23 protein-coding genes are annotated in these 26,149 nt (G+C 45.4%); 8 read left to right on the forward strand and 15 right to left on the reverse strand.

Annotated elements, in window-relative coordinates:
- Positions 1-189: 189 nt before the first annotated feature.
- Together AB4484_RS19265 and AB4484_RS19270 are read right to left on the reverse strand one after the other, a co-directional pair.
- On the reverse strand, positions 190-345 hold the full coding sequence (locus AB4484_RS19265; protein ID WP_372079846.1) for a hypothetical protein: 156 nt from the start codon (positions 343-345) through the stop codon (positions 190-192).
- Positions 346-682: 337 nt separating this feature from the next.
- Positions 683-1,591: a Tim44 domain-containing protein gene (locus AB4484_RS19270; protein WP_004736112.1), complete on the reverse strand. Its 909-nt coding sequence runs from the start codon at positions 1,589-1,591 to the stop codon at positions 683-685.
- A gap of 196 nt (positions 1,592-1,787) precedes the next feature.
- Between AB4484_RS19270 and AB4484_RS19275 the strand changes: the two genes are divergently transcribed.
- The 3 genes from AB4484_RS19275 to AB4484_RS19285 all read left to right on the forward strand — a co-directional run bounded on the left by AB4484_RS19275 (position 1,788) and on the right by AB4484_RS19285 (position 5,337).
- Positions 1,788-2,378, forward strand: a complete 591-nt coding sequence (locus AB4484_RS19275; protein ID WP_372079848.1) for a TetR/AcrR family transcriptional regulator — start codon at positions 1,788-1,790, stop codon at positions 2,376-2,378.
- 17 nt (positions 2,379-2,395) lie between these two features.
- Entirely contained in the window at positions 2,396-4,270 is a 1,875-nt protein-coding gene (locus AB4484_RS19280; protein ID WP_372079850.1) for an MFS transporter, read from the forward strand.
- 146 nt (positions 4,271-4,416) lie between these two features.
- Positions 4,417-5,337: a YeiH family protein gene (locus tag AB4484_RS19285; RefSeq protein WP_048613077.1), complete on the forward strand. Its 921-nt coding sequence runs from the start codon at positions 4,417-4,419 to the stop codon at positions 5,335-5,337.
- Between the two features lie 133 nt (positions 5,338-5,470).
- On the opposite strand, the gene AB4484_RS19290 is transcribed toward AB4484_RS19285, so the two are convergent.
- Both AB4484_RS19290 and AB4484_RS19295 read right to left on the reverse strand, forming a co-directional pair.
- Complete coding sequence (locus AB4484_RS19290; protein WP_017056955.1) at positions 5,471-5,638, reverse strand: hypothetical protein; 168 nt, start codon at positions 5,636-5,638, stop codon at positions 5,471-5,473.
- Positions 5,639-5,744: 106 nt separating this feature from the next.
- Positions 5,745-6,623 (reverse strand): LysR substrate-binding domain-containing protein, encoded by an 879-nt coding sequence (locus tag AB4484_RS19295; protein WP_048613079.1) that lies wholly within the window; start codon positions 6,621-6,623, stop codon positions 5,745-5,747.
- 193 nt (positions 6,624-6,816) lie between these two features.
- Between AB4484_RS19295 and nagE the strand changes: the two genes are divergently transcribed.
- On the forward strand, positions 6,817-8,262 hold the full coding sequence (nagE, locus tag AB4484_RS19300) for an N-acetylglucosamine-specific PTS transporter subunit IIBC (RefSeq protein ID WP_170930211.1): 1,446 nt from the start codon (positions 6,817-6,819) through the stop codon (positions 8,260-8,262).
- A 125-nt stretch (positions 8,263-8,387) separates the two neighbouring features.
- Here the strand turns inward: nagE and menE are convergent, their stop codons facing one another.
- From menE to AB4484_RS19330, 6 genes are all read right to left on the reverse strand, one after another.
- Positions 8,388-9,824, reverse strand: coding sequence for an o-succinylbenzoate--CoA ligase (gene menE, locus AB4484_RS19305; protein ID WP_372079852.1), 1,437 nt, complete (start codon positions 9,822-9,824; stop codon positions 8,388-8,390).
- A gap of 64 nt (positions 9,825-9,888) precedes the next feature.
- Positions 9,889-10,896 carry an o-succinylbenzoate synthase gene (gene menC / locus AB4484_RS19310; protein ID WP_372079854.1) on the reverse strand — a complete coding sequence of 336 codons (1,008 nt, stop codon included), beginning with the start codon at positions 10,894-10,896 and terminating at the stop codon, positions 9,889-9,891.
- A gap of 75 nt (positions 10,897-10,971) precedes the next feature.
- Positions 10,972-11,838 carry a 1,4-dihydroxy-2-naphthoyl-CoA synthase gene (gene menB, locus AB4484_RS19315; protein WP_017060170.1) on the reverse strand — a complete coding sequence of 289 codons (867 nt, stop codon included), beginning with the start codon at positions 11,836-11,838 and terminating at the stop codon, positions 10,972-10,974.
- Between the two features lie 102 nt (positions 11,839-11,940).
- Positions 11,941-12,741 carry a 2-succinyl-6-hydroxy-2,4-cyclohexadiene-1-carboxylate synthase gene (gene menH, locus AB4484_RS19320; protein ID WP_017060169.1) on the reverse strand — a complete coding sequence of 267 codons (801 nt, stop codon included), beginning with the start codon at positions 12,739-12,741 and terminating at the stop codon, positions 11,941-11,943.
- Between the two features lie 9 nt (positions 12,742-12,750).
- The gene (gene menD, locus AB4484_RS19325; RefSeq protein ID WP_372079857.1) at positions 12,751-14,475 is read right to left on the reverse strand and encodes a 2-succinyl-5-enolpyruvyl-6-hydroxy-3-cyclohexene-1-carboxylic-acid synthase; all 1,725 of its coding nucleotides are present in this window, start codon (positions 14,473-14,475) and stop codon (positions 12,751-12,753) included.
- Positions 14,472-15,779: an isochorismate synthase MenF gene (locus tag AB4484_RS19330; protein ID WP_372079859.1), complete on the reverse strand. Its 1,308-nt coding sequence runs from the start codon at positions 15,777-15,779 to the stop codon at positions 14,472-14,474. Before AB4484_RS19330 ends, menD begins: the two co-directional genes overlap by 4 nt.
- A gap of 296 nt (positions 15,780-16,075) precedes the next feature.
- Between AB4484_RS19330 and AB4484_RS19335 the strand changes: the two genes are divergently transcribed.
- The 3 genes from AB4484_RS19335 (at position 16,076) to AB4484_RS19345 (ending at position 19,461) form a co-directional block, all read left to right on the forward strand.
- Positions 16,076-17,308, forward strand: a complete 1,233-nt coding sequence (locus AB4484_RS19335; protein ID WP_017060166.1) for a pyridoxal phosphate-dependent aminotransferase — start codon at positions 16,076-16,078, stop codon at positions 17,306-17,308.
- Between the two features lie 169 nt (positions 17,309-17,477).
- Complete coding sequence (gene yfbR, locus AB4484_RS19340; protein ID WP_065676676.1) at positions 17,478-18,062, forward strand: 5'-deoxynucleotidase; 585 nt, start codon at positions 17,478-17,480, stop codon at positions 18,060-18,062.
- Positions 18,063-18,117: 55 nt separating this feature from the next.
- Positions 18,118-19,461, forward strand: a complete 1,344-nt coding sequence (locus tag AB4484_RS19345) for an anti-phage deoxyguanosine triphosphatase (protein ID WP_372079861.1) — start codon at positions 18,118-18,120, stop codon at positions 19,459-19,461.
- A 26-nt stretch (positions 19,462-19,487) separates the two neighbouring features.
- Here AB4484_RS19345 and AB4484_RS19350 read toward each other — a convergent pair whose 3' ends face one another.
- A complete protein-coding gene (locus AB4484_RS19350) occupies positions 19,488-20,087 on the reverse strand; it encodes a tRNA-uridine aminocarboxypropyltransferase (RefSeq protein ID WP_371709062.1) in 600 nt (199 codons plus the stop codon).
- A 9-nt stretch (positions 20,088-20,096) separates the two neighbouring features.
- On the opposite strand from AB4484_RS19350, the gene rrtA reads away from it, so the two are divergent.
- Positions 20,097-20,645: a rhombosortase gene (gene rrtA / locus AB4484_RS19355; protein ID WP_061039305.1), complete on the forward strand. Its 549-nt coding sequence runs from the start codon at positions 20,097-20,099 to the stop codon at positions 20,643-20,645.
- Here rrtA and AB4484_RS19360 read toward each other — a convergent pair.
- The 4 genes from AB4484_RS19360 to lon all read right to left on the reverse strand — a co-directional run bounded on the left by AB4484_RS19360 (position 20,636) and on the right by lon (position 26,058).
- Positions 20,636-20,935 (reverse strand): ComEA family DNA-binding protein, encoded by a 300-nt coding sequence (locus tag AB4484_RS19360; protein ID WP_372079863.1) that lies wholly within the window; start codon positions 20,933-20,935, stop codon positions 20,636-20,638. The two genes, rrtA and AB4484_RS19360, sit on opposite strands and share 10 nt — an antisense overlap.
- A gap of 225 nt (positions 20,936-21,160) precedes the next feature.
- Positions 21,161-23,026 carry a peptidylprolyl isomerase gene (ppiD, locus tag AB4484_RS19365; RefSeq protein ID WP_372079865.1) on the reverse strand — a complete coding sequence of 622 codons (1,866 nt, stop codon included), beginning with the start codon at positions 23,024-23,026 and terminating at the stop codon, positions 21,161-21,163.
- A 218-nt stretch (positions 23,027-23,244) separates the two neighbouring features.
- On the reverse strand, positions 23,245-23,538 hold the full coding sequence (locus AB4484_RS19370; RefSeq protein ID WP_012604504.1) for an HU family DNA-binding protein: 294 nt from the start codon (positions 23,536-23,538) through the stop codon (positions 23,245-23,247).
- 168 nt (positions 23,539-23,706) lie between these two features.
- Entirely contained in the window at positions 23,707-26,058 is a 2,352-nt protein-coding gene (gene lon / locus AB4484_RS19375; protein ID WP_019824784.1) for an endopeptidase La, read from the reverse strand.
- Between the last annotated feature and the right edge of the window lie 91 nt (positions 26,059-26,149).

A 26,149-nucleotide genomic window follows, 5' to 3' on the forward strand; every position in this document is an offset into this window, starting at 1 on the left:
GTCTCCCTCCACCATATTCTCCTTAATTGGAAAATCGAAAAGCCAACTCATTGAGTTGGCTTTTTTCGTTTCTGAGCTTTATCTCTTTCTAAACGTATTTTTGTAAACGTGTCTTTCTAAAACAACCCTCAACTTCCTAAACACTAACCCGCTACTACAAATAACTAATCGAGCTAAATCATTCAAACATCAGTGATCCCATACTTCAGCATGACGCTCACAAACCAGATAAGCAGCGCAGCCTAAACAATTGGTCGATACATGTTCTTCGCATTCATTCGCAATTCTCTGTTTCTTTTGCAAAGTAATCTCAGACTCCAATACGGGTTCAACGAACTTGGTCATTATTCAACAAATCCAAATAAAATCAGTTAGTTAGTCTCAGGTTAATCCAATCTTTGGATCAGTTACATCTCTTAATATTTGTCGTGATGACACACTTCCGCTACTCATGTTCTTTGTCTGTTCTGCACGTTTTCGTCATATTGGCATTGGGCCTTGAATCTGAAACCCTTCCCCCCTCCCCAAAAAACAAGCTCAAAGCCAATTTCCCTGCTGCGACTTGCAGATACATATCATTAGACGCAAAAAAGCCCCTGCTGATTTCTCAGCAGGGGCTTTCTATTATTTGGTGTCATTCCGAATAACTACATCCTATTGATGTTAAGTTAAATCCTGGAAATTAACCTTGAATACCAACAATTAACCAAGGTGCATTGTTAGTTGTTAGGTCACGTTCTAGGTGCCAGATATCAGTGATATCTTCTTCAACGCCATCCGCTGTGTCACGGTAACGACCGCTAAACTGAAGGCTTAGCTGTGCTTTGCTACCATCGTGGTCTGCGCGAACGATTTCAGCATCAACGTACATTACGTCTGTGTGCTGATCACCGTCTAGCTTATTACGCTCAGCTTTTAGGTCTTCAAATAGGCTTGGAGATACGTATTCTTCAATCGTGTTTAGCTCGTTGTGATTCCATGCACCTTGCAGTGTACGGTAGTGCTCACGAGAACCGTTGATGAATGCCGCTTGATCAAAGCCCGGTGGGTAGTTATGTGGAACATCGCTTTGTGCACCAAAACCGAAACCACCAGCAGCGCCTTGTGATTGAGGTTGTGCTTGCTCGAAGTTATGAACATTTGGTTGTTGCTTAGGTTGTTCAAACTTGTTCTGACCCATGCCGCCGAATGCTGGCTGTTGGCCACGTGCATTCTGCTGATTCATTGAGCCCTGCTTCGCGCCCAACATTCCGCGTAGGAATTTAAACGCTAGGAAAGCAATCAGACCCATAATCAGAATATCCATGAACTGGATACCTTCAAATGCGCCACCAAAGAATGCAGCTAAAAGACCACCAGCAAGTAAACCACCTAGCAGACCGCCCATAAGGCCTTTCTTGCTTGAGTTAGCTGCTGTGTTCTTACCCGTTTGATCTTGACGGATCGAATTCGTGTTTTGTTGTTTTGGTGCTGGAGCCGTTTTAAAGCTTTTGCCAAATGACTTACCACCACCAAACTTTTTCGCTTCCGCGATTGGCGTCACCGCGACTGTTACCAACAGGATCGCGACTAGTGAGAAAAATCGTTTCATTATTATCCTTTATAGGTTTTTTATCTTTCGACACCTTAATCATACTCGTTAACAAAGAACAATGAAATATTCACCGTGTTTACACATGTATCATAATATTGCGGCTATTAATTGATTACTAAACTAGCGAAGGGATTGACGGCACTCAGGGGCAGCATTAAAATATTGAACGATGTTCATTTAATAGAAAGTACCCATGGCAAGACGAAACGATCATACTCGCGAACAATTAGTGCAATTAACCTTAAAAACGGTAACCGACTTCTTAGAAGAGCACTCTTATCACGAGCTAAGTCTACGTAAAATCGCCAATATGATTGGTTACGTTCCGAGTACCTTAGTAAATGTATTTGGTAACTACAACCTACTGCTTTTGCATGTGGTCGCTCAAACATTAGATGAACTGGCGTTAGAATCCGCTGCAGCTGTTGAACAATCGAGCAACCCTCAACAAGCTCTATTCAACCTTGCCTACTGCTACCACGATTTTGCACAGAGACACCCTCACCGTTGGCAGCTTATCTTTGAGCACAACATGAACGGTGAAAACCTTCCTGAATGGCAATCGAATCGCATCGATAGAATGACAGGCATGCTAGAACAGTTGCTCGTAGCGATTGCTCCTGAACATACTAAAAGCGAAGTCGTTAAAGCCAGCCGTGTATTATGGTCTGGAGTACACGGAATTACTCTACTTAGCGTTGATGATAAATTTTTCGCCTCTGAGCCCATTGATGGTAAAGAGCTGATCAATAACCTAGTCTCAAACTACTTAACCAACTGGTAATCATCCAAGGAAAGACAATGAACAACAGCAGCCAATCTTCGCTGTTAACGCAAAAAAGGTTCCTACCCTACTTTATTACCCAATTTCTAGGAGCCTTTAACGACAACATATTCAAAAATGTCCTGTTACTGTTTGTTGCTTTCGCAAGCGTAGACACGCTGCCTATTTCCAGCAATCTATTCATTAATTTGGCCGCTGGCCTTTTTATTCTGCCCTTCTTCCTATTCTCAGCTTTAGCCGGTGTACTGGCTGACAAATACGAAAAATCGTGGTTTATCCGTAAAGTTAAGCTCCTTGAAGTAGTGATCATGTCACTGGGTGCGATCGGATTCATCTACGAAAGCTACGGAATATTACTCTTGCTTCTGTTCCTTATGGGAACGCAGAGTGCTTTCTTTGGCCCGGTGAAATACGCCCTGCTTCCACAGCAGTTAGAAACAAAAGAACTGGTATCTGGTAATGCTCTTGTTGAGACAGGTACATTCTTAGCGATCCTGATTGGTACTCTAGGCGCAGGCATCATTGCATCTGAAGAAGGCGCGAAGCTCATCGCTGCGGTGTGTATTGTTTCGTTCGCCGTGCTTGGCTATGTATCAAGCTGCTTTATCCCACAAGCGCCAAGTAATGCTCCAGATCTTAAGGTAAAGTGGCAACCTGTAAAACTGACCCGCGCGACACTGGCGATTGCCAAAAAAGATCGCCCGACCTTTCAAGCTCTGATGTCTATCAGCTGGTTCTGGTTCCTTGGTGCGGCTTACCTAACTCAGTTTCCCAACTTCACTAAACTGCATCTAAACGGCACTGAAAGCTCAGTCGCCTTTTTACTGGCACTGTTCTCGGTAGGCATTGCAATCGGCTCTTTGGCTTGCGATAAGTTATCTAATCACCGAATTGAAATCGGCATTGTGCCAATGGGCAGCTTAGGTATCTCGATCTTCGGTCTTCTGATGGCGATATCCATCCCGGAGTCTTTGCCTGACTTTAGTTCTTTCAATCAATTCGTCACCTACTCAGAGCTGTGGCCACTGTTTGCTTACCTTCTGCTTCTGGGTATCTCTGGCGGTATCTTTATCGTTCCTCTGTATTCACTGATGCAGTTACGTGCGAAGCCCAACGAGCGTGCCCAAGTGATTGCCGGGCTCAATATTTACAACTCACTGTTCATGGTGGGAAGTGCGGTATTAGGTATTGTTTGCCTTAGTGTTCTAGAACTTTCAATTCCACAGCTGTTTATCTTACTCGCAGTGGGCAACACTTTGGTGATGCTGTACCTGTTTTATCAGGTGCCTATCTACGCTTTCCGCTTCTTTACGTGGGTGGTCACTCACACCATGTACCGAGTTAAACATAAGAACTTACATCACCTGCCAGAAAAAGGCGGCGCGTTGATTGTCTGCAACCATGTGAGTTATATGGATGCACTGCTGCTGAGTGCGGTTTGCCCTCGCTTAATCCGTTTTGTGATGGAAGAGGATTACACCAAGTTGCCGCCAATTCGACGCTTCTTGAAAAGAGCTGGGGTGATTCCAATCTCCGCGACCAACCGCAACTCAATTCGAAACGCTTTCAAAGAAGTAGAGCGTGCCCTGCATGAAGGTCACATCGTGTGTATTTTCCCAGAAGGAAAGCTCACCTCTGATGGTGAAGTGGCTGAGTTCATGCGTGGAATGGAGCTGATCATCAAACGTTCCCCTGTCCCTGTGATTCCTATGGCTCTCAAAGGATTATGGGGCAGCTACTTTAGTCGTTACAAAGGCCGTGCCTGCAAAGGGTTACCCACTCGCTTCTGGACTAAGCTAGAGATAGAAGCTGGCGAACCGATTTCACCTAAACAAGCCTCTTGTGAAACGCTTCGACAGTCAGTCTCTGACCTTCGCGGATCACTACGCTAGTTAACCAGCCCTTTATTCATATCAGTTGAACAAGCGTTAAGTTTTCCTTAACGTTTGTTCAATTCATTTAGACTTACTTATCATTTTATTGAACGTATAGTGGTCTCATCACAATAACGCCACAACAAAACAAGACTCTAAATACAATGAACCTAAAAAAGTCCGTTCCATTTTATCTTGCTGCACTGTTTTGCTTAACGCCTTGGGTTAGCTCACCGACTGCCCTGGTTATCGGTTTCCTGCTTGCGAGTTTAGGTTTAGTCCCTGAACACTTGGAAGTCGGCAAACTTACCAAAAAGCTACTGGCCTACTCTATTGTTGGCTTGGGTTTTGGTATTCAGTTTGAAAAAGCATTAGCAGTAACAGGCGATGGTATTGGGCTCATTGTAACGACGATTATCGGTACATTAGTCATTGGTTGGTTCTTGGCTAAACGAATGGGGCTAGACCGCACTACAGGCTACCTTATCTCTTCTGGTACTGCGATTTGTGGTGGTAGCGCGATAGCAGCAGTGGCACCTGCGATCAAAGCAGACGATGAACAGATTGGCTTGGCGTTAGCCACTGTATTTGTGTTGAACTCGGTTGCTCTATTCTTATTCCCGATGATTGGTCACGCGCTTGAACTCAGCCAACAAACATTTGGGACTTGGGCAGCCATCGCGATTCACGATACGTCTTCTGTAGTAGGTGCAGCTTCAGCGTATGGCGAAGAAGCACTGACGACAGCGACAACATTGAAGCTCGCTCGTGCACTTTGGATCATCCCAATCGCTTTAATCAGTGCGATGATCTTCAAGAACGATCAAAAGAAAATTACGGTTCCCTACTTCATTTTCTTCTATTGCGCCGCTATCGCGGTGAGTGACTTACTGCCACAATTTGAGATGGTCTATCAAGGAATCTTTGATGTGTCTAAGCGAGCACTGGTAGTGTGTCTGTTCTTAATTGGCTGTGGTATTTCAGTTGAGAAGTTAAAAGCGGCAGGGCCGAAACCACTGATGTTTGGTATTACGATGTGGGTCATGATCTCAACGGGTTCATTAGCGTGGTTAACTCTCGCCTAGCCTGCATAGAAATGCTTTAGATGGTTGTTCGGTTACCTAGACACTCGGGTTAGCGAGCGACAAAACAAAAAGGCAAAGCTCCAATGGGCTTTGCCTTTATCGTTTGTGGTAAGGGTATTCTTTGTTGCAACAATCACGAATCAAACAGGGGCTTATCACTCTTCTTACTCTCTCTTTTCATTAAAACAAGTACCACAACCAACACAAATGCGGTGAGCTCAGCCAACGAACGAGTCAACCCTGACGAGATGACCGCTTGGCCTATCTGCAGTAAAACCGCAATGATGAGGGCAATTTTCATAATAAGACCTTATTCTATAATCCGTTATTTATATGGCTTATTATGATGGATGGTTATAAAGATAATAAATTCTGTTTTGAACTATCTAATTGCTAAATTAACTAACCTAGCGTAACTGCCCTTCTAACCACTTAATAAAGGTTCTTACCTTAGGACGTTTTTCCGTGCCTAGCGGGCAGATTAAGTCATACCCTTGGTCTGTATCCATGCTCGGATAAGGTGTTATGAGCTCACCAGTCTGAACATACTGCTTAACAAAATGATAGCGTCCCATCGCGACACCGATATTGCTGAGGGCACTTCTTACGCCCATATCCCGGTGGCTCACGCAGTAAAATTGCTCAAACAAGTTCACATCCAAGCCGTGGTGTTTAATCCAACGCTGCCATACATCTGATCCTAGTGCATGAATGAAATTAATCCGGTGCAGCGATTCTAAGCCATCATCAAAGATGTCGTGCTCAGCCGCGTAACTCGGTGTACACACCGGAATATACTTTTCACCAAACAGGCGCTGTCGATGCATGTCTTTGAGATCTTCAGCACCATAGTAAATGGCGACATCGAGATGATTTTGATGAAAATCCTGCTCTTCTTGCGAGAAAATATTGAGATTAAACTTAGGGTATCGCTTTTTAAAATCAGCCAGTCTTGGTAGTAACCAACTGTTGGCAAATGCAGGACTGGTACCGATATTGATCTGTCCATACAAGTCTGTGTTGGTAATGTCTTCGATCTCACCAAAAATAGAGCTTAACGACTTGGATAACGTTCGTTGAAAGCGCTGGCCTTCTTCCGTTAGTTCCAGTTTACGAGTCCCTCGCACAAACAAGTTAAACCCGAGTTCACCTTCTAACACTTTGATTCGATGGCTAACGGCTCCCTGAGTCAAATGCAACTTTTTCGCCGCTAGCGTAAAGCTCATTTTCTCGGCAGCAACATTAAAAGTATGAAGATTTCTAAGTAAAGATTGATGGTTAGCCATACGAACTCATGCATTAAAAATTTTAATTCATACTACTACCCGTTTCGTTTGTTTGCATTAAGAAATAAGTTTTTAATAGCCGCAGTTACTTAAAATCCTGCCTCGATCAATCTTTGACTCCATGCATTGACGAGCAGAAACATTAAAAAAATTAATTACAAACTTAGGGGCACATATGAATATACTCGGGTATATGCAAAAAGTAGGTAAGGCATTGATGGTTCCCGTAGCCACACTGCCAGCTGCAGCAATCCTTATGGGGATCGGCTATTGGTTGGATCCTGTTGGTTGGGGTTCAGAAAGTATCTTAGCCGCATTCTTGATCAAATCTGGTGGCGCGATCATCGACAACATGGCGGTTCTGTTCGCGGTGGGTGTCGCATTTGGTTTGAGCCGTGATAAGAATGGTTCTGCGGCACTGTCTGGTTTTGTGATGTTCCTCGTTGTCACCACGCTACTTGCTCCGGGCTCTGTTGCTCAATTAATGGATGTTGAACTCAGTGAAGTGCCAGCGGCATTTGGCAAAATCAGCAACCAATTCGTAGGTATCATTGTGGGTATCATCTCTGCTGAGATCTACAACCGCTACTCAACCGTTGAACTTCCTCAAGCTTTAGCATTCTTCAGCGGTAAGCGTTTGGTTCCTATCCTGACCTCAATCGCAGGTATGGCTCTCTCTTTTGCTCTACTTTACATCTGGCCAGCTGTTTACGACGCTCTGATCGTTCTGGGTATTAAACTAGAAAGCATGGGCGCAGTGGGTGCCGGTCTGTTTGGTTTCTTCAACCGTTTGTTCCTATCAGTTGGTATGCACCACGCTCTTTACCCTGTGTTCTGGTTCGACGTTGTTGGTATTAACGACATTCCAAACTTCCTAGGCGGCGCGCAATCTATCGCTAACGGTACGGGTATTCCGGGTAAAACAGGCATGTACCAAGCGGGCTTCTTCCCTATCATGATGTTTGGCCTACCAGCAGCAGCACTGGCGATGTACCACTGTTCTGATGCGAAAAACAAAAACCAAGTATTCGCAATCATGCTTGCGGCAGCTATGGCTTCATTCTTCACAGGTATTACAGAGCCGCTAGAGTTCAGCTTCATGTTCCTAGCACCCGTGTTGTTCCTACTGCACGCAGTATTAACAGGCCTATCGCTTTACATTGCAGCAAGCATGGAATGGATGGCAGGCTTCGGCTTCTCTGCTGGTTTCGTTGACCTAGTACTATCAAGCCAAAACCCACTAGCGGTTAACTGGTACATGCTACTGGTTCAAGGTGTGGTGTTCTTCGCGCTTTACTACGGTATTTTCCGCTTCGCTATCATCAAGTTCAACCTACGTACTCCAGGTCGTGGTGAAGAGATGGAAGCAGAGAAAGAAACTGAAACGCCAGAAGCATTGGCTAACCTAACCAATAGCTACATTGAAGCGGTTGGCGGTGCAGACAACATTCTAGAAGTCGATAACTGTATTACTCGTCTACGCTTAACTGTGAAAGACTCAGGTGCAGCAGACAGCGATAAACTGAAGAAACTCGGTGCGGCAGGTGTGGTACCGGTTGGTAAAGGTGGCCTACAAGTTATCATTGGCCTAGGTAAGGTAGATAAAGTCGCTGAGCAAATGAAGAAGGCACTCGCTTAACGCCAAATCTTGAATGACACGATAAGATACTAAGAATTTGTGACGGCTTCACCACCGTCACAACCCCCTGAAGCGCAATTACGACTAGTCACCGTGTATTGCGCTTCATTTTATTACTCTTCGCTCTATTTAGAACGAGTCTGCTGTAACCACTGCGCCAATCCAGCGCGCGAAACCTTAATACCCTGTTGTTCCTGCTGAGGCATTCGGTAATACTCAACAGGAAATTTGAACCGTTCAAGACGACCAGTTAACTGCTCAATAAACCATTCTTTGGTTGGCAACTCAGCACAATCGACAATCGCTGCAGGTCGGAATCCGAACTCATCATCTTCAATGGGAACAATAAAAGCCTGATTAACCTCAGACAATTGATTGAGTACTCGCTCAATTTCTTCGCAATGAATGTTCTCACCACCAGAAATAAACTGATTGTCGGCACGGCCAATAATCGACACTTGTTCGCCAACCCACTCACCAAGATCTTTGCTATCAAACCAACCGCTCTTATCAACTAATGGCGTTAATTTACCTTGATAGTAATACCCAGAAGCGAGCGTCTCGCCGCCAATAAAGATACGTTGTTCTTCAATTTTTAGCTGGCGATGGTTAAGGACAAAACCAGCGGTGCTGCTGGCATCAACGGGCTTCGCGGTCACAGTTGAAGCCGCTTCGGTCATGCCGTATCCAAGCCATGTTTCGATGCCCATTTGTTGAGCTTCGAGCCCAAGTGCTTCAGGTATATGACTACCACCTAAAAGTACATGCGTTAAAGTAAGTGCTTGCTTACTCTTTAGTAATCGATGTAGTTGAGTAGCGACCAATGAAGCATGACTGCATTCTTCTATATCAGTTTCAAGCTGACCTGTGCCTATTTTGATGCAACCACCAGCCGCCAGCCAACGATGAACTATCGCCAGCCCCGACACATGGTACATAGGTAAACTTAGCAACCACGTGTCACCTTGTTGATAACGAAACACCTCAAGCAAGCCGACCGCAGAACATAAATGCTGCTCAAGTGTGTGGGCGACCGCTTTGGGGTTTCCGGTAGAACCTGAAGTGAATACGATACTCGCTAGATTTTGCGGATTGAAGTTGGACTCTTGAGATGTCGTTATCCAACTGTCATCACCATCGACCTTCACTTCATTTAAACAAGGTAAGGTCACCAACTGAGTATTCAAATCAGCAGTCTCTGATTGCTCTATCCCGCTATTGCCCAAAAGCCAAAGGTAGCTTTGTTGATCTGCTTGATATAAGGAATCGAGCTTTTGCTTGAGGCGTAAACTAGGCTGAGGCATCGTAAACGCACAAACCACACCCAAATTGAGTGCGGCAAGGTAAACCGGGATCACTTCAGCTTGATTCTTACCAACAATCGTTAGTACATCACCTTCAGATAGGCCTTGATGAGATAGCTGTTGTTGGTACTCACTAACCAACACAAACACTTGCTGCCAAGTATAAGTGCGGTGAGTGGTCACTAACGCTGGTTGAAGTGGGTTTTGCTGCGCCCACTGTACCCAGAGCGGGTGATGATTAGATTGTGGGCGCATCATATGATAACCAAAAATAGATTAAGAACTTGTTAAGCTAACTAAATAGCCATTCAAATAGATCGGCCTAAGAAGACCAAATCAATTGTTGCTGTTCAAGTGTAGAGACAGGCAACTGACAGCCCGGCCAAGAAACCTCCAGCTGCTGCTTGAACAAGCCAATCGTATCCAGCCCCGGCACTTCATTTGGCAAATATTGCTGCGCCAGACGAGCAATCTGAGTCAGACCTAGGCTCGACTCAATGCTTGAGCTCAATACAGGTTTCATTCCAAGCTTCTGTGCACGCTCAATGATTGCCACACAACGCTCGACAGAACCAATAAGAGTTGGCTTGATCACGACAGCTTTAACACCAGTAAGGTCGCTAAGATCAAATTCTGGGCTTCGCACCGCTTCTTGCAGTGTCTCGTCCCACGCAATCGCGACACCATGGTCGATGGCAAAGGCCAAGCTGTCTTCTGGCTTTTGGCAAGGCTCTTCAATAAAGCTAATGCGCTGACGCAGTGACGGCGAAATGTATTTAATAAACTGCTTCGCTTTCTCTGGCTTCCACGCACGGTTGGCATCAAGTCTTAGGGTCAAATCAGGGATCGACTCAAGGAATAAACTAACCAGCATGCCATCGCGAATCGCTTCGTAGAGGCCGACTTTCACTTTCGCGACCTTCTCGCCTTGCATCTCATTAAGTACAGGAATCAGTTCATCAGGATCGCCTGTACACAAAGGCGCAGCTTGGTAGTTACCTTGAGCGTTAAGATCGCCTCGCAATTCCATCATCGCCATTGAAAAGCCAAACGCGACAGAAGGATACAGCTCGTCGAAAGGCGTTTGAGGCTTATTGTGGCTCCAAAGCTCTAATTCGTGTTGAAGCTGAATGCCAGCTTGTTCGGCATCTTCTTGGCTAAAACCGGGCAAAGGCGCAACTTCGCCAAAACCAGTTTTACCATCACACTCAAGTTGGATGATATAGCCAACGCGTTCGTTCAACTTATTGTCACGAAGAACCACGCCACTATCCATAGGTAATTGATAACGGTAGAGTTTAGCGTGGCGCTGAGAATTCACTGAGTTCATAAAGTTTCCTAAAAAACGGGGAACATCAAAACAAAACGAGCCGCTATTAGCGACTCATTTCGAAGAAGAGAAAGACTATGGATTACGCGGGAACTTGTCGAAGTCCGGTCGACGTTTCTCGTTGAATGCGTTGCGGCCTTCTTGGCCTTCCTCTGTCATGTAAAACATCATGGTTGCGTTACCCGCCAACTCTTGTAGACCGGCTTGACCATCACAGTCCGCGTTCAGAGCCGCTTTCAAGCAACGCAGTGCCATTGGGCTGTGTTGAAGCACTTCACGACACCAACGAACGGTCTCTTTTTCTAGGTCAGCGACAGGAACAACGGTATTTACAAGGCCCATGTCCAGTGCTTCTTGTGCATCGTAGAAGCGGCACAAGAACCAGATTTCACGCGCTTTCTTTTGACCAACGATACGAGCCATGTAAGAAGCACCCCAACCGCCATCGAAAGAACCCACTTTAGGACCCGTCTGACCGAACTGCGCGTTTTCAGCAGCAATAGTAAGGTCCGCCATCATGTGAAGTACATGACCGCCGCCTACTGCCCAACCCGATACCGCTGCGATAACTGGTTTTGGACAAGTACGAATTTGACGTTGGAAATCAAGTACGTTCAGGTGGTGTGTACCTGAATCATCTTGGTAGCCGCCGTAGTCACCACGAATACTTTGGTCACCACCAGAACAGAACGCCTTCTCACCAAGACCCGTCAAAATGATCACGCCTACTTTCTCGTCGTAACGAGCGTCAGCCAGTGCGTTGATCATCTCTTTTACGGTTTGTGGACGGAACGCATTGTGGACTTGAGGACGCGCAATCGTGATTTTTGCAATACCATCGTCAGATTTGTGGTACTGAATATCTTCGTATTGACTGCTTTCATCGCTCCAGTTAACTGCCGCGTAAAGTTCTTCTTCTGTGATGCCTACTGTTTTAGCCATGGTGATTCCCATTGTTCTATTAGAGACCACGACTAACGAGTAGTCGTGACGGTGTTGCTCTGCTTTTGATAGTGCTTGATACGAGAGAATCGCTCAGTCAGATTAACGACGACTGGCGATACATTGGATTATCAGGTTGGAAAACAGCTCGGGTTGCTCAAAATGAACATTATGACCAGCGTAATCCACCTGACTATATTCAAAGCCGCTATTCTCAGCTAGCTCCATGAATTTACGATCTTTTTCTCCACATACATAATGCAATAAATGCTCATGAGATTTCAATGTGGCACGTAAATCCGGTTGCTTAGCTAACGAAGTAGATAACAACATATTTGCTACGGATACTCCAAGGTTACCACTACGCTTTATGACCAAAGTTTGTCTTTGCTCATGATTTAGTGAAGAAAAGACGCTTTGTTGATACCAATCGTCTAAAACATCTTCAATCGACTGCTGTGCAAAGCGAACAGCCCATTGTGTATCGTGTACTAACCTTTGTGCTCTTTCTTCATCACATTCCAAGCCAAAGTTGCCACCTTCAATGATGACTTTCTCGAGGTTGAGTGCCTCAAAGCAAGGGCTTGTCACCCCATACATAGCAAGCCTTCCGCCCATAGAATACCCAATCACTACGATAGGGTAATCGGCAGGAAGATCGTTGAGAGCCAGTTGGGATGTGATGCACTGGACAATTTTCTTGCAGCAATGATCAAACCCTACCGGATCGATAAAGCGACTTTGTCCGTGTCCGGGTAAATCTATGCAAAGGAGAGGAAAATCCTCGAGGAATGGATGACATGCACTCCAATCATCCCCGCTTCCGAGTAAACCATGTAAGAAAACAAGCAAAGGTTTGTCAGAAGAATCTTGTACAGCTGGGTAATAATCGGAGTAAAGCATGTAAAGTCCTTAGGCTAATGCCTCAGTGAGCATTGAACTGAATTGTTTCAGCAAAGTAGACGCTTGTTCGGGAGGCGTCTTAACTTCCACGAGCAAGGTACCCTGACCCTGTTCGAAATGTTGTTCGATAATGTTTTGATAGCAGTTCAAGGTTTCTGGCGCAGCGTACCCCAACTGGAATTGCGCAGCTGCGTGTTCAAAACTGAAACCATGAGGCATTTGATAAAGTGACTGTTTCTGCTGTTCTGGTACCGGCAATAAATCAAAGATCGCACCACCATCATTATTGGTCACAACAATAACCATCGGCGTTAAATTATGAGTCAGCAGAGCCAGTGAGTTGAGGTCGTAAAGCAGCGAGGTATCACCAATCAACATCAACAAAGGATTCTGGTTGGCTTTCACTACACCCGCAGCCGTTGCCACCAAGCCATCAATGCCCGATGCACCGCGATTGCTGTAAACTTGATTCGCAGATATTGACGACAACATATCCACCAGCCTTACCATCAAGCTGTTTCCCACAAACAACTCTCTATCTTTAAGTCTAGACGACAAGTCAACCGCAACACTCAACTCGGTCAGTTGGTCATTATTGGATATTTGCGCGAATGCAAGTTGCTGAACGGTATTTGCCACCTCGATTAAAGGTGTCGCCCAACCCGAGTGTTTGCCCAACAACGTTGGCAGGTGTTGATCGGTTATCCACGACTCAATATTGGCAACAATATGAGTTTGAGGCAGATGGTCTTGATTTATACGGTGCGCATCAGCCGAAACCACAACATATTGCGTGCAATCGAACCAAGCTGCTTGTGACTTAACCCAATGGTTTAATCGCTTAGAAACAATGCGCTCACCAAACTGAAGAATGAAATCACACTGGTTGAGTTGCTCTTTAACTGAGTCACTCTGTAACCACAGATCATAATGCTTCCAATCACTGCTCACGCCCGATTGAGGATCACAGAAAATTGGCCAGCCCAAAGCCGAAGCAAACTGCTTCGCTTTTGTCGCCGCTTCTTTATCAATCGAACCAATAATCACCGCACCTTTACGCTCTAGGTAATCGCCCGGCGCTATCGGCTGTACAGTCAAATGGTTGGGTAAACAGGTATTGGAATACGGGCTTGTTGACGAGCTCCACCCAACGATACTGTTAGTGTAGTCAGCATACATTTCAGCACTGTTCTTAGAATAGAGCGGCTCTGGGAACGGACAATTGATATGAATCGCACCGCCCACATTGCGTTGTTTCGCAAGCGTGCTATCAACCGATGTTAGAAGCCAATTCAATGAAATTTGTGTGGTTGGGCTTGGCAGGTTTAAAGCACTTTCTACATGGGAAGAAAAGATACCATGCTGCTGAATCGCTTGATTGGCACCACAGTCGACCAAGTCGATGGGTCTATCAGAGGTCAGTAAGATCAGCTTCTCTCGTGTCAGCCCAGATTCAGCCGTCGCAGGAAGCAAATTCGCCACAGCGGTTCCCGATGTCACAATCACTGCAACTGGCTTATCACTTGCTTTTGCTAAGCCTAACGCTAAAAATCCAAGACCACGCTCATCAAAGTGCGTGTGTAAGGTTAACTTGGAGTTGGCTTCAGCTTCGAGAGTTAGCGGCGTTGAGCGAGAGCCCGGCGCAACACAAACATGTTCAACGCCATTGCGTGCAAGCTCTTCAAGTAACGTGTGACACCAAACTCTGTTTAATACGGCTTGGTCGTGATTCATGACGCGACACCCAATGGAGGGTGATCAGAAATGAGACTGAGCAGAGTAGACATCTTCTTGTTCAGCTCTTGCCATTCATGTTCGGCAACCGATCCCGGCACGATCCCCGCGCCAGCAAACAGTTGTACTTGATCGTTTACAATCAAGGCGCTGCGAATCGCTACGCAGAATTCCGCTCGCTGATGACTGATATAGCCTACAGACCCTGCATACCAACCTCGAGCAAACGGTTCGTGTTCAAGAATGAAATCCATCGCCTCTTTACGCGGCAAACCCGCTACCGCCGCAGTTGGCTGTAATGCAGCAAGCAACTGCACACCATTAATGCCATTGTTGAGCTGAGCATGGATATTGCGCTTCAAATGCTGCACTTTACGCAAACGCACTAGACGCGCCTCTTTTTCAACGTGTACCGTTTGCGAATGAGGAGTGAGACGCTCAATAATGTCGTCGACCACATACTGGTTCTCGTTGAGGTTTTTGCTGTCTTGAGAAAGCCAGTTAGCCAGTTCCATATCCTCAGTTGCGTTCTCTCCGCGACCAATGGTTCCAGCAAGCGCTTCGGTATCAAGCTCTGTACCATGTCGGCTATATAAGCGCTCAGGCGTCGAGCCAATGAAACTGTGTTTAGAATCTAGCACCAACATAAAGTGGAAACTGTGGTGATTTTGCAGGTAGCTGGCTTTAAGTAATTGAGCTGCGCAGATTGGCGCATCGAGCTGCAGTGTGGTTTTACGCGCTAAAACGACTTTTTTGTACTCTTCATCGCTAATGCCTTGCAGCACTTTATCGACAAGGTTGCCCCACTGCTCTCTTTCTGGAACGTGATTAATTTGTTCAATATGGGCAGACAAAGGCGCCAATATCGCGGCTTCTACAGAAAGCTTATTCAAAGCATTAATAGAAGAAACGCGATCAGGGGACAAGTTAACCGCTAGCGACCACGTATTGTCAAAGCGAATCAATTCAACCTGAGGAAGGAAGAAAAACGACTCCATGCAACGACGGTTCTTTGCGGTGTGCCCGTCAAACGAGCGTCCACCCCAGATTCGTTGGTCTTCGCCAAGAATCGCGTACGCAGGTGCAGGATCTGAAAACGTATGTAACTGTCCGAGCGCAACAACCTCTTCACGAGTGTCGCGTGACTGCCAGTAGAACTTAGGAAAGAGCGGTTGAGCATGAAGCCATTCTATAAATGCAAACGATGGTTTTTGCGTTAGAACTTCAACACAACGAACTTCGCTTGCTTGGGCATTTTGTACTCGCTCAATCAAAGCGGAGATAGTTTGCTGGAAATGTGACAAATCGACCTCGTTCACATCTAAATTATTATTATATTAGTTTGATACTTTATGGGCAGTACCCACTTAGATCAAGAATGTACTATATCTTTTCAACATTCCTGTGATTTTAAGCGATCCCGCCCTTTTATTCATCTTAGCCAATAACCAAGAAAGCGATTAATTAAAATTTAGAAAAGAGTGACAACAAAAAGGCTAAACGTGACACTGAAATGCGACATTCATCAGATTTTTATTCTATCAAACGCCATTTTGCGGTACTTTAATAAAGTATTTAAATTAATTTCAGGAAATCGGCAATGCAAAATATCGGGATGTCGTCAAAACTCAACAGCGTATGCTACGAAATCAGGGGGCCTGTACTCAAACATGCTAAGCGCATGGAAGAAGAAGGGCATAAAATACTGAAGCTTAATATTGGTAACCCCGCCCCATTTGGTTTTGACGCCCCTGATGAAATCCTTGTTGACGTAATCCGTAACCTACCGACATCTCAAGGTTACTGCGACTCAAAAGGTATCTATTCAGCCCGTAAAGCGGTTGTTCAACACTACCAGAAAAAAGGCCTACGTAACCTTGATGTAGAAGACGTTTACATTGGTAACGGCGCATCAGAGCTTATCGTTATGTCTATGCAGGCGCTACTGGATAATGGTGATGAAATCTTAGTTCCCGCTCCGGACTACCCACTATGGACAGCGTCTGTTGCGCTTTCTGGTGGTACACCGGTTCACTACATGTGTGATGAAGATGCTGATTGGTATCCAGATTTAGACGACATGCGCGCGAAGATCTCACCGAAGACGCGCGGCATCGTTCTTATCAACCCGAACAACCCAACAGGCGCGGTTTACAGCCGTGATTTCCTATTACAAGTGGTTGAGATTGCTCGTGAGCACGGTTTGATCATCTTCGCCGATGAAATCTACGACAAAGTACTTTACGACGGTGCGGTACACACTTCAGTGGCAACGCTTGCTGAAGACGTTCTAATGGTCACGTTCAACGGCCTATCTAAAGCTTACCGTGTATGTGGTTTCCGTGGTGGTTGGATGTTCTTAACAGGTCCTAAACACCTAGCCAAAGGCTACGTTGAAGGGCTAGAAATGCTGGCCTCCATGCGCTTGTGCGCCAACGTTCCGATGCAACACGCAATCCAAACCGCACTCGGGGGCTATCAGAGTATCAACGAGCTGATTCTTCCAGGCGGTCGACTGCTTGAACAGCGTGACCGTGCATGGGAACTGATCAACAAGATCCCTGGCGTTTCTTGTGTGAAACCGAAAGGCGCAATGTACTTGTTCCCTAAGATCGACACCAACATGTACAACATCAAAGACGATCAGAAGTTTGTACTCGACTTCCTTAAGCAAGAGAAGGTGTTATTGGTTCAAGGTACTGGCTTCAACTGGCCGAAACCGGATCACTTCCGCATCGTGACTCTGCCGCACATCGAAGATCTAGAAATCGCGATTGGTCGTCTAGAGCGCTTCTTGCAGACCTACAGCCAAGACGACCTCATCGAAGGTTAATGAGCACAAAGAAAGATGGCTACAATTTGCTGTTTTAAAAGACTTTAACTTGTATTCATTCACTTCTATGCTTAAAAGGCTCCTGTTTAGGAGCCTTTTTTGTATCCGCTGTCTCGTATACCTGCGCAAACACAAAATACGAGTGGAGCACTCTCTAGATAGGACATTTATGAAACAGAGCCATTTCTTCGCCCACCTCGCACGCATGAAGCTTATCCAACGCTGGCCTTTGATGCGCTCAGTCTCAAGCGAGAACATTTCAGAACACAGCCTACAGGTCGCTTTCGTCGCCCATGCCTTGGCACTTATCAAAAACAAGAAATTTGATGGCAAACTCAATCCAGAGCACATAGCCCTGCTTGGTATGTACCATGACACCAGTGAGGTACTGACTGGAGATCTACCAACGCCGGTTAAATACTACAATCCAGACATTGCACAAGAGTATAAGAAGATAGAAGCCGCAGCAGAACAAAGACTGCTTTCGATGTTGCCAGAAGAGTTCCGAGACGACTTCGCCCCCTTCTTAATATCTGGTACTGCGAGTAAAGAAGAGCAAAGCATCGTCAAGCAAGCAGATACTATCTGTGCTTATTTGAAATGCTTGGAAGAGCTCAGTGCGGGCAACCATGAATACGAACAAGCCAAGCGCCGACTGGAAGAGACACTCGAACAACGCAAAAGCCCAGAAATGGACTATTTTCTCACCACATTTGCGCCGAGCTTTGAATTATCACTAGACGAGATAAGCTAGCTGGGTATAAGTTGTTTTTAATTAGCTAAATAAAATCAATTTGATAGGTGCTATTTTGAATTCTCTACTCGAACCACCCTTTGTACTCGAACAAGAATGGCAGCATCGAAATGACGATGAACACAAAATAAGACGTGATGATCACCGCAGCCCGTATCAGCGTGACCGTGCGCGCGTGCTTCACTCTGCTGCCTTCCGTCGCTTACAAGCGAAAACGCAGATCCATGGCACCACGGTCAACGACTTTCACCGAACACGCCTTACTCACTCTCTTGAGGCAGCTCAGCTTGGCACCGGTATCGTCGCTCAACTAAAGAAAAAGCAGCCCGAATTTCGAGACCTACTACCCTCAGACAGCTTGATTGATTCACTGTGTTTGGCTCACGACATTGGTCATCCACCTTATGGACATGGCGGCGAAGTTGCACTTAACTACATGATGCGCGACCACGGCGGCTTTGAAGGTAACGCTCAAACGTTTCGCATTGTCACACAGCTAGAACCTTACACTGAACATCACGGGATGAACCTATCTCGACGCACTTTGTTAGGTCTAATTAAGTACCCTTCGCTACTGAGTGAGGTTCAAGCTAAATTGCAGTCTGAACCCGTTAAGCATCAACGACAGCTCCGAGCTAAAGATTGGATGCCAGCAAAAGGCATCTACGATCATGATGAAGAATTGTTTAACTGGGTGCTTGAACCGCTTTCAAGCAGCGACCAACAACTCCTAAAACAGAAAAGAAAATCACACACCGAGCCACTTGAACATAACAAGACCAAATATAAGTCGCTGGATTGTTCGATTATGGAATTGGCTGATGACATCGCGTATGGCGTGCATGATTTAGAAGATGCGATTGTGCTTGGCTCTGTGACCAAAGCTCAGTGGGTCGAATCGGCTTATCCTCAACTGAAAGAGATGGCCGACCCATGGATTTGTGAACACCTAGATTCTATTACAGAGATGCTTTTCTCTGGTGAACAGTATCGTCGAAAGGATGCGATTGGTGGGATAGTCAACGCCCTGCTAACCAGTATCTCGATTAAGCGAGTGGATGCTAACTTTGAGAATGTGCTTTTGGCTTACAATGCGGTGCTTGAACCGAGCATGGATGGCACACTCGATAAGCTGAAACACTTTGTCAGCGAGTTTGTGATTCAAGTGCCTCAGGTTCAGGTCATCGAATACAAAGGCCAACAGATCATCATGGATATGTTTGAAGCATTCAGCGCTGATCCTGAACGCTTGCTGCCACTGCCCATCAAGAAGCAGTGGCTGCAACATCAAGATGAATCAAGAAAGATGCGCGTGATAGCCGATTACATTTCATCGATGACTGATGATCTTGCGCAGAAAATGCATCAGCAACTGTTCTCGGCTCATACCGAGTTTTAATTCCTGACTCACTTTACTAAAACGGCTTAATCTAAGTAGTTTTTCTCAAACACGCCCGGCGGCATTTGATTGATTTGAAATTGAATCATTTGGTCAAATGCCGTTAGCAAAGGGCTAAAGTCGCCATCACTCTCTAACAAGCTAAGCAAATGATAGCCAGCTTCAACGGTTGAAAGGCTATTTTCACTGGGTGCTTTGCGAATTCGGTAGTTACCCTTGAGATCTTTGGGCAAGTGAACCGTGTTCAACGCATGCAAGTTACTCGATACTTGCCACATCTTGAATGCCTTTTTCCACGTACCATCCAATAAAATCACACGCAGCTTCTTATTAGGACATGTCGCAGACTCAACTGAAGCAGAATTTTCGCTTGGGTATAAAATCACATGTTGGTACTGTTCATCTGCCAGCAATGCGTTGAGTTGTTCATTGTCTGAAAAGTCTTCGCCGACAAACGTCACGCTGTTATTTAGAGATAACGAGAGAATACGCGCCGTTCCCATCGGACGATGCTCTTCTGATGGGTGCTGAAGAATGATAAGCTCAACATTCGATTCGAGTGGTGTAACCCACTGACAAATACAAGCTTTCAAAGCCTTGCTGCATTGGGGGCAATAACGAGACATGGATTTAATGTGTACCCTGTTTTAATTTTCACTTCACTTTTATGCGTCTTATTCCAATTTGAGCCAATACAAGCTTGGGTCGTTTGGGATAGTAATGCGATTGCCGAAGGGCAATGGTGGCGAATCCTAACAGGAAACTTTTCACATACCAACTACTCGCATCTTCTGATGAACCTAGCAGGCTTGTGGATCATCAGCTACCTGTTTCAACCGAGTAAAAAACAGCTTGTTGTTGCTTTGCTTGTGATCAGTTTAGTGACCGGCGTCTCTCTGTTATTTTCAAGCATTCAGATCTACGTTGGCCTATCGGGCACTTTGCATGGGTTATTTGGCTTGTTCGCGCTCAGAGAGGCTTTAAACGGCAGGAAATCTAGTTGGCTGTTAGTGTTCGGATTGGTCGCTAAAATCGCTTGGGAGCAGCTTATTGGTCCTTCTAGTACGACTGGCGAACTGATTAACGCTCGCGTAGCAATTGAAGCCCACCTAGCAGGTGCACTGGCTGGAGGCTTCATAGCTGTCGTTTCATTTCTAATGAATAAAAAAACCGATCAAAGCTGAATTCTTTCGCGATTCTTTTCAACCGTCGCTTCACCTATTCCTTTGACACTCACCAAATCATCAGCAGTCGTAAATGCCCCGTTCTGATCTCTGTAATCGACGATCTGTTTGGCTTTCTTATCACCCACGCCAACCAATAGTGCTGAAAGTTCTTCTGCTGTCGCGGTATTGATGTTGACCGTAATCTCAATGCCATCGTAAAGCTCAGCCTTAGTTGGGCTGTCTGCAAACACGGCAGGGCTTAAGAGCATCAGAAATGAAAGAATTAGTGTTGAATATATCGTGCGCATAAATCGTTCCTTTGTTCAAAAAACGTAACTTATGCATTTGCCGCGCTAGATAACACAATCACCAGATAAAAATAAAGCGGGTCACCTAGGTGACCCGCTTCGTTATACATCTTATTTTCATCAGCTTGTTTGTTGGCTCACAAATCTGAATTGGAGCTTAACAATCATATGTTGATTCTCGGTAGTCAACTCTAACTTGAGCTTACTACCGAGGTATTCAAACGCTTACTGACCTTGACCTACTACATAGTATTCAACGTCTGCGTTTTTACGAAGTACGTTTAGTACGTTAGTCAGGTCTTGCTGGTTACCAACTCGCTCCAACTGTGCACCAATTTGAGTGCTGTAAGCTGGGTTGATTTCAGCAGTCACTTTAGAAAGCTCAACAACAACGATGTTACCGTCTTGGTCTTTAGATTGACCAAACACAGCTTGACGTGCTTCTGGTTTCGCTAGAGCGAATACAGATGCCGCTAATGGCGAGTTACGGTCAATCGTTTCAAGTTCAGTAAACTCAAGGTTGTTGTCCGCTAGCACTGCTTCATTGCCTTGCTCAAGTTCGTTCACTAGAGAAACACCTAGCTCAACCGCTTGCTGCTCTGCTTGTACAGCAGACAATGCAGCAACAACTTGATCTTTCACTTCAGCTAGAGGAAGAACTGTCTCGTCACGAGTCTCTTCTACACGAACAACAATTACGTGCTCAGGTGCAACTTCGATAACTTCAGAGTTTAGACCGTCTTCTTTCACTTCAGGGCTCAAGATAGCTTGCATAACTGCAGGCGTCATCAGAACTTCTGGAGCGTCAACTTGAGAGATGAAATCTGTTGTTGTGATCTTCGCGTTGATAGCTTCTGCAGAATCATCTAGAGAATCTGGGAATTCAAACGCTACTTTTTCTAGCTCGGTTTGTTGCTCGTAGAACTGATCAACTGCGTGTTGGTCTAGAAGCTCTGTCTTAATCTCTGCCGCTACTTCAGTGTAAGGCTGAGCTTGAGACGCTTTTAGTTCGTCTAGCTTGATGATGTGGTAGCCGAAATCAGATTTAACTAGGCCAGTCGTATCGCCAATATTCTCAAGAGCGAAAGCCGCGTCTTCGAATGCTGGGTCCATAACGTCGCGTTCAATCCAACCTAAATCACCACCAACATCTGCACTACCGAAGTCGTCAGATTTCTCTTCCGCTAGCGTAGCAAAATCAGCACCTGCATTTAGCTCGTCTAGGATTGACTGAGCTTTCGCTTCGTCGTCGCCTTGAACTAGGATGTGGCTAACTTTACGTTGCTCTTCAGTTGAGTACTTGTCTAGGTGCTCTTGGTAGTATTTCTGTGCTTCTTCATCGCTTACTTCAAGCTGAGACTTAAGCGCTTCAGCAGAAAGTTCAATGTAAGATACCTTAGCTTGCTCTGGACGAGTGTAAGCTGCTGGGTTCTCTTGGTAGTACTGTTCGATTTGCTCGTCAGTTAACTCGATGCCTTTTGCAAGGTCAGCAACAGACAGTGTCACTGTGCGAATATCACGAGTCTGTGCGATAAGCTTGCTCTGAGTATCGATTTCGCCCTGAAGAACGAATTCACTGCCTTGAAGTGCAGTCACAAGCTGGTTGCGCATTAGGTCACGACGCATGTATTCAGCGAAGCTCTCTGCGCTGAAACCTGCACGACGTAGTGCTGCTTGGTAAACTTCTTGGTCGAATTGACCAGCCGTTTGGAACTGAGGCATTTCTAGAATCATGGTACGGATTTGAGAATCACTGATTCGTAGGCCTAGAGACTCAGCTTGCTGCTCAAGCAGTACATCATTGATCATGCGATCAAGTACTGATTTACGGAAAGACTCTACGTAAGCAGGGTCTGCAAGCATTTGAGCGAAGTAATCGCCAAGTTGAGACTGCATACGGTTACGTTCGTTTTGGTAAGCCTGTTCGAACTCACCACGAGCAATTTCTGTGTTGCCAACTTTAGCTGCTGCGTTGTTACCGCCACCGGTGATGTAGCTGCCTACACCTGCGAATACGAATGACAGGATAATCAACCCAAGGATAATTTTTACCGCGATGCTATTCACGCCTTCGCGTAATCGATCCATCATAATTTAAGTGCTCTCCGGATATGAAGCATTGGCTTCAAAATAAAAATCTATTCACGCGATATTATCAGAAAAAGAAATGCGCATCAGTAGGATGCGCATAATTTAAATAAGTTCAATGTGCTTTGTACACATACTGTTTAAGAATGAAACATCATTTTTCAAACAGTAAACGCATTTTACTGCCTTCCCCTCTTAAATGGAGGTTTCAGCAGTGAAAATTAGTTACATGCGTCTTTAAGTGCTTTACCCGCTTTGAAGCCAGGTACTTTAGCTTCTGCGATTTGGATCTCTTCACCAGTTTTTGGGTTACGACCTGTACGAGCAGCACGAGTACGAACACTGAAAGTACCAAAGCCAACAAGTGCAACTTGGTCGCCTGATTGTAGCGTTGTGCCAACTGCTTCGATGAATGCGTCTAGAGCGCGGCCAGCTGAAGCTTTAGAGATGTCTGCGTTTTCTGCGATTGATTCTACTAGTTGTGTTTTATTCACTGTTTTTCCCCTATGTGTCATCTGTGACTACTTCTGATGACTGTACGTTCCATTTTGGTTTTAATTTAGCCGCAAGCCTTATTGCAAAAGGGCTGCCGCTTTGATCAATAACTTAGCGTCCAAAAAAAACGCTGACAAGCCTTTTCGGGCCTATCAGCGTAATTCTTTACTTATTTTTGCTATGCATCACTATTTTTTCACGTCAAACTCGACCCCTGACGGATCTCGTTCTAGCGCGACTTTGAGTACTTCATCAATCCACTGAACCGGGATCACCTTCAAGTCAGCGATTACGTTGTCTGGAATCTCTTCCAAATCACGCTCATTGTCTTTAGGAATCAGTACAGTTTTAATGCCGCCACGGTGTGCTGCAAGCAGTTTTTCTTTCAAGCCACCGATAGGTAAAACTTCACCACGAAGGGTAATTTCACCTGTCATACCGACCTCAGCTTTAACAGGGTTACCCGTCAAGCTAGACACTAGTGCAGTACACATTGCGATACCCGCACTCGGGCCATCTTTCGGTGTAGCACCTTCTGGTACGTGAACGTGAATATCGCGCTTTTCGTAGAAATCTGAGTTAATACCCAGTTTTTCTGCACGAGAACGAACCACGGTCATTGCCGCTTGGATCGATTCTTTCATCACATCGCCAAGTGAACCGGTTTGCGTTAGCTTACCTTTACCCGGCATTGCTTCAGTCTCGATAGTCAGTAGATCACCACCCACTTGAGTCCAAGCTAAACCAGTCACTTGACCAATACGGTTGCTTTCATCCGCTTTACCGAAGTCATGACGTTGAACGCCTAAGTACTCTTTCAGGTTATCAATGTTAACCGTTACAGACTTAAGGTCGCTGTCTAGCAAGATGTTCTTCACTGCTTTACGACAGATCTTAGAGATTTCACGCTCTAGGCTACGTACACCCGCTTCACGTGTGTAGTAACGAATGATGCCGATGATTGCAGAGTCTTCAATCTCAATCTCATGAGGCTTAAGACCGTTGCGTTGAACTTGCTTGTCCAATAGGTGGCTCTTAGCAATGTTCAGCTTTTCATCTTCTGTGTAACCAGACAGGCGAATCACTTCCATACGGTCCAGTAGTGGGCCAGGAATGTCCATCGAGTTAGACGTTGCCACGAACATCACATCAGACAGATCGTAATCGACTTCTAGATAGTGATCGTTGAATGCATTGTTTTGCTCAGGGTCTAGAACTTCTAGAAGCGCTGAAGATGGGTCGCCACGCATATCAGAAGACATCTTATCGATTTCATCTAATAGGAACAGTGGGTTCTTAACGCCAACTTTAGACATCTTCTGGATTAATTTACCCGGAAGTGAGCCGATGTACGTACGACGGTGACCACGAATCTCAGCTTCATCACGAACGCCACCTAGTGCCATACGTGTGTACTTACGACCCGTTGCCGCAGCAATCGAACGACCTAGCGAGGTTTTACCCACACCAGGAGGACCGACAAGACAAAGGATTGGACCTTTTAGCTTGTTGATACGGTTTTGTACTGCCAAGTACTCAAGAATACGTTCTTTAACACGCTCTAAGCCGTAGTGATCTTCGTTTAAGATCTCTTCCGCTTTCGCTAAATTCTTTTTCACTTTTGAACGCTTAGCCCAAGGAACACCAACCATCCAATCAATATAGCTACGTACTACTGTTGCTTCAGCAGACATTGGCGACATCATTTTCAGTTTTTGCAGTTCTTGCTCAGTTTTCTCACGAGCTTCTTGAGGCATCTTAGAATCTTCGATCTTCTTCTTCAGAGTCTCGAATTCATCAGGTGCGTCGTCCATCTCGCCAAGTTCTTTCTGAATCGCTTTCATTTGCTCATTCAGGTAGTACTCACGCTGAGATTTTTCCATTTGTTTCTTAACGCGGCCACGGATGCGTTTTTCAACTTGCAGGATGTCAATTTCTGACTCCATTTGGCCCATCAAGAATTCCAGACGTTCAGTTACATCTAAGATTTCTAGAACGTGCTGCTTGTCTACCAACTTAAGTGGCATGTGCGCAGCAATCGTATCAGCAAGGCGAGCTGCCTCATCAATACCGTTCAGAGACGTTAGAACCTCTGGTGGAATCTTTTTGTTCAGCTTAATAAAGCCTTCGAATTGATTGATCGCACTGCGAACAACCACTTCTTGTTCTTTTTCGTCAAGTTCTGAGGTAACAACGTACTCGGCATCCGCTAAGAAGAATTCACTTTCTTTGAATTGGTGAATTTTTGCACGCTGCTGACCTTCAACAAGTACTTTAACCGTACCATCAGGGAGCTTTAGTAACTGAAGAATAGTAGCGACTGTACCTACGTTAAATAGGTCGTCGATTGAAGGCTCATCAGTGTCCGCTTCTTTCTGCGCTACAAGTAGTACTTGTTTGTTAGCTTCCATTGCCGATTCAAGGCATGTAATCGATTTTTCACGACCGACAAACAATGGAATAACCATGTGTGGGTAAACCACTACATCACGTAGAGGTAGCACGGGGATTTCGATACGCTCGGAACGTTCCAAGTTCATATATTTCTCTCTTCCGCTTTAACTTATAAAGCAGTATATGGGGCTTAAACGACTGGATTCAATGGAAGAATAAAAAAAAGGAGGTAATTGC

The sequence above is a fragment of the Vibrio sp. 10N.261.46.A3 genome (assembly GCF_041472995.1).
In the GTDB taxonomy this organism is placed as follows: Bacteria; Pseudomonadota; Gammaproteobacteria; order Enterobacterales; family Vibrionaceae; genus Vibrio; species Vibrio coralliirubri.